This window comes from Candidatus Andeanibacterium sp., from assembly GCF_057143545.1.
Genome location: NZ_DBNHSF010000147.1, coordinates 1 through 3518, shown reverse-complemented (window position 1 = coordinate 3518; position 3518 = coordinate 1). Strand labels below are relative to the sequence as shown.

The following is a 3518-nucleotide window of genomic DNA, read 5'->3' as shown; positions in this document are numbered from 1 at the left end:
TGGTATTGGGTGCCCGACATGCGGCCCGAGCAAGTGCTGGTGTTCAAGCTGTTCGATTCCGACCCCGACGCAGTCCAGCACACTGCCCATTCGGCGTTCGAACTGCGCGATGCCCCGGCCGATGCCGCGCCGCGCCAGTCGATCGAGCTGCGGACGATCAGCTATTTGGGATAGTCCCAGGGGCTAGGCTGCGACCGGGCTCGGCGTTTCGAGGGTCTTGACGAACCACAGCCCTTCGAGCCGCGACTGCGGATCGCGCTCCATCGCTCGCAAGCCGTCGAGCGCAGCCTCCAGTTCGGGACCCGGCCCGCCGCATTCATGGAATACGAGCCGCTTGTTGGCGATCGCCTTGGGCGAGGTCCTTTCAAGGAAGATCTGGCGGCGCTCGTCGGAATAGCGATCGAGCAGCGCGGGGTCGGCGCCTTCGAGGATCACGGCCGCGAGTGTCGGCCACAGCGCATAGGCATCGAACAGCCCGGTGGTGAGGCCATAGCCGCCCGTGGGATTGGTGACATGCGCGGCATCGCCGGCCAGCAGAACGCGGCCCTTGCGAAAGGTCGCGGCGCAGCGCTGGTGCATCCTGTAGGGCGCAGCCTGGTCGAGCCGGTATCCGCCCGTTCCGACCAGCAGGTTCTCATAGGCTGCGGGCAGCCGGTCGAGGAAATCCCGCTCGGACAGTTCTGCGCTCTCCATATAGGTGCAGCGCCACAGCCCCTGTTCGTTGATCTTGACAATCACCGCGCCCCATTGCCGGTCGATCACGAGGTTCGAGAGCGCATAGCCGCCGCTAGAAAAATCGTGGAACACATTGGTGGCGATGAAACGTTCGGGCCACGTCATGCCGTCGAAGGTGAGGCCGAGCGCCTTGCGGACCGTGCTCCCGGCGCCGTCCGCCCCGATCGCCCAGTCAGCGCGCAGGAATTCGATTCCGTCCGGCCCTTCGACCCTGACCTGCACGCCCTCGTCGTCCTGCGCCAGCGCCGTCGCGACCGTGGCGAAACGAATCTCCGCATTGGGCAACCGCAGCAGCATCCGCCGGGCGATATCGGCCAGCTGATCCTGCCCCATATGGATGTTGTAATGGAAGCGTGTGTGGTCCTTCAGGACATCGAGGTCGTAGCAGATCTTCTCCCCGGTCCGCTTGACCGTCCACATATAGTCGTTCTTCCTGAGGCCGATCTCCTCGGCTTCCGCGCGCATCCCGAGCCGCTCGAGCCCCTCGAGGATCGACCAGTGATAGACCGCGGCGCGCGGACTATCGACGATCTCTTCCTCGGCTTCGATCACGCAGACCCTGACCCCCGCCTGCGCCAGCCCCAGCGCGGTGACGAAGCCGGTCGGGCCGCCGCCGACCACGATCACGTCGAAATCGCTCATCCGCTCACCATGGCGCAAGGATCGTTAGCGTGCAAAGGGCCTTTCGCGGCGGCGCGCACTCGCTTACGCTAACGCTCGTTAGAATCGCGCGAGCGATCGAACGATGGGAGAGCCGGCTTGGCGCATTTCGATTTCAACGAGACCATCGAGGCGCGCGGCGGCAGCTATCCGCTCATGGGGCGATATCGCGACGATTTCGCCCCGGTCATAGAAGCCTTCCTTGAGAATTTCCGCGTCGAGGAGGAACTGGGCGCCGCCACCTCCGTGGTCATCGACGGCGAGACGGTGGTCGATCTGTGGGGCGGCTGGGCGCGCGCAGATCGCTCGCAGCGATGGGACGAACATGCGACCGTCTGCATGATGAGCGTCGCCAAGGGCGTAACCGGCATCGCCTTCAACATGCTGGTCGACCGGGGCCTCGTCGATATCGACAGACCGGTCGCGCATTACTGGCCCGAATTCGGGCAGGCGGGGAAGGAAGGCATCCTCGTGCGCTGGTGCCTCGATCATCGCGCGGCGATCCCGGTGCTGACCACCGACACGATGTATCCCGGCGGGTTCTTCGATTACCCGGCCTATATCAAGGCGCTCGAAGTGCAGGAGCCGCTGTGGGAGCCGGGCACGCGCGCGGCCTACCACGTCCACAACCAGGGCTTCCTGCTGGGGGAGATCATGCGCCGCGTGACGGGGATGACGGTCGGGCCGTTCCTGCGCGCCAACGTCACCGGCCCGCTCCGTGCCGAATATTATATCGGCGGGATGGGCGCGGAAGAACAGTCGCATGTCGCCGAGGTCCTGCCCAACACCAAGGCGCGGCTGTTCGCGGCCAAGGATGTCGCAGTGCCGCCCAGGCCGGACACACCCGAAGGCTGGCAGGATGGCGCTGTCCTGCGGAGCTTCGCCTTCCTCCAGAATCCGCAGGAACCGTGGCATACGACGATGAATTCAGCCGTGTGGCGGACCTGCGAGATCGCCAGCGGTTCGGGCCATGGAAACCCTCGTGGAGTCGCGCGCATCTATGGTGCGACGGTGGGCGAAGTGGACGGGATTTCGTTGCTCTCCAAATCCGCGCTCGAAGCCATGATCGCCGAGCAGCACAACCAGGTCGAGCTGCTGCAGGACCGGCCCTATCACCAGGCGCTCGGCGTGCTGCTTAATACGCCTGAGGCGGTCTATATGGGGCCAAATCCGCGCAGCTTCGGCCATCACGGGCTCGGCGGGTCGATCGGCTTCGGCGATCCGGACAACAAGCTTGGCTTTTCCTATTGCTGCAACCAGATGCATGCCGTGGGCGACAACGGCCCTCGGGCGAGACGCCTGATCGACGCCGTCTATTCGGTGGTCGGCTGAACGAAGGACTGAACATGAACAAGGAACTCTACGACAAGGGCATGAAGATCCGCCGCGAAGTGCTCGGCGATGCCTATGTCGACAAGGCCACGGCCAACCCCAACCCGTTCAACGAGCCGCTGCAGGAGCTGGTGGCCACCTATTGCTGGGGCTGGAACTGGGGCCGCGAGGCCGAACTGCCTCGTCGCGACCGCAGTCTGATAAACCTTGCGATGATCGCGGTCCTGGGCCGGGCCCACGAGCTAAAGGTCCATACGCGCGGCGCGCTCAACAACGGCCTGACGCGCGAGGAAATCCGCGAGGTGCTGCTGCAGGTGGGGATCTATGCCGGGATCCCGGCGGCGGTCGACAGTTTCCGCATCGTCAACGAGGCGCTGGCCGAAATCGACGCGGAGGAGGGCCGATAATGGACGCGACAGCCCGCCTCCTGATCGAGCACGAATGCGGCAAGCTGCCGCTGCTGTTCGCGAAGTATGCCGATGATGGCGACCATGCGGCCTTGGCCGAGCTGTTCATGCCTGACGGCACCTATGACCGCCCCTTCCAGCCGGGCTATCCGTTCCACGGGCGCGCGGCGATCCAGGCGATCTTCCGCGACCGTCCGCCGATCCTCGTGCGGCATCTCGTCACCAATGTGCTGGTGGATGTCGTTTCGGAAACGCAAGCGCGCGGCAGCAATTACGTGGTCATGATGTCCAACCACGACCTGATCGAGCCGCCGCAATCGTCGAACGGCATCTTCGTCGGCGGGTTCGACGACGAATATGTGCTCGATAATGGGAGTTGGCGAT

4 protein-coding genes are annotated in these 3518 nt (G+C 64.6%); 3 read left to right on the top strand and 1 reads right to left on the bottom strand.

Annotated features, from left to right (window positions below; all coding sequences use genetic code 11):
* Nucleotides 1-183: 183 nt before the first annotated feature.
* Nucleotides 184-1377, bottom strand: coding sequence for an FAD-dependent oxidoreductase (locus AC16XC_RS08550; RefSeq protein ID WP_484034229.1), 1194 nt, complete (start codon nucleotides 1375-1377; stop codon nucleotides 184-186).
* Between the two features lie 117 nt (nucleotides 1378-1494).
* Between AC16XC_RS08550 and AC16XC_RS08545 the strand changes: the two genes are divergently transcribed.
* The 3 genes from AC16XC_RS08545 to AC16XC_RS08535 all read left to right on the top strand — a co-directional run.
* Nucleotides 1495-2727 (top strand): serine hydrolase domain-containing protein, encoded by a 1233-nt coding sequence (locus AC16XC_RS08545; protein ID WP_484034228.1) that lies wholly within the window; start codon nucleotides 1495-1497, stop codon nucleotides 2725-2727.
* Nucleotides 2728-2741: 14 nt separating this feature from the next.
* A complete protein-coding gene (locus AC16XC_RS08540; protein ID WP_484034227.1) occupies nucleotides 2742-3134 on the top strand; it encodes a carboxymuconolactone decarboxylase family protein in 393 nt (130 codons plus the stop codon).
* Nucleotides 3134-3518: nuclear transport factor 2 family protein (locus tag AC16XC_RS08535; protein ID WP_484034226.1), on the top strand; the 385-nt coding region annotated here is incomplete at its 3' end. The genes AC16XC_RS08540 and AC16XC_RS08535, both read left to right, overlap by 1 nt.

What these genes read in the sequence shown, in the direction of transcription:
- AC16XC_RS08550 (WP_484034229.1), bottom strand. Translation starts at nt 1,377, where the DNA reads ATGAGCGATTTCGACGTGATCGTGGTCGGCGGCGGCCCGACCGGCTTC.
- AC16XC_RS08540 (WP_484034227.1), top strand. Translation starts at nt 2,742, where the DNA reads ATGAACAAGGAACTCTACGACAAGGGCATGAAGATCCGCCGCGAAGTG.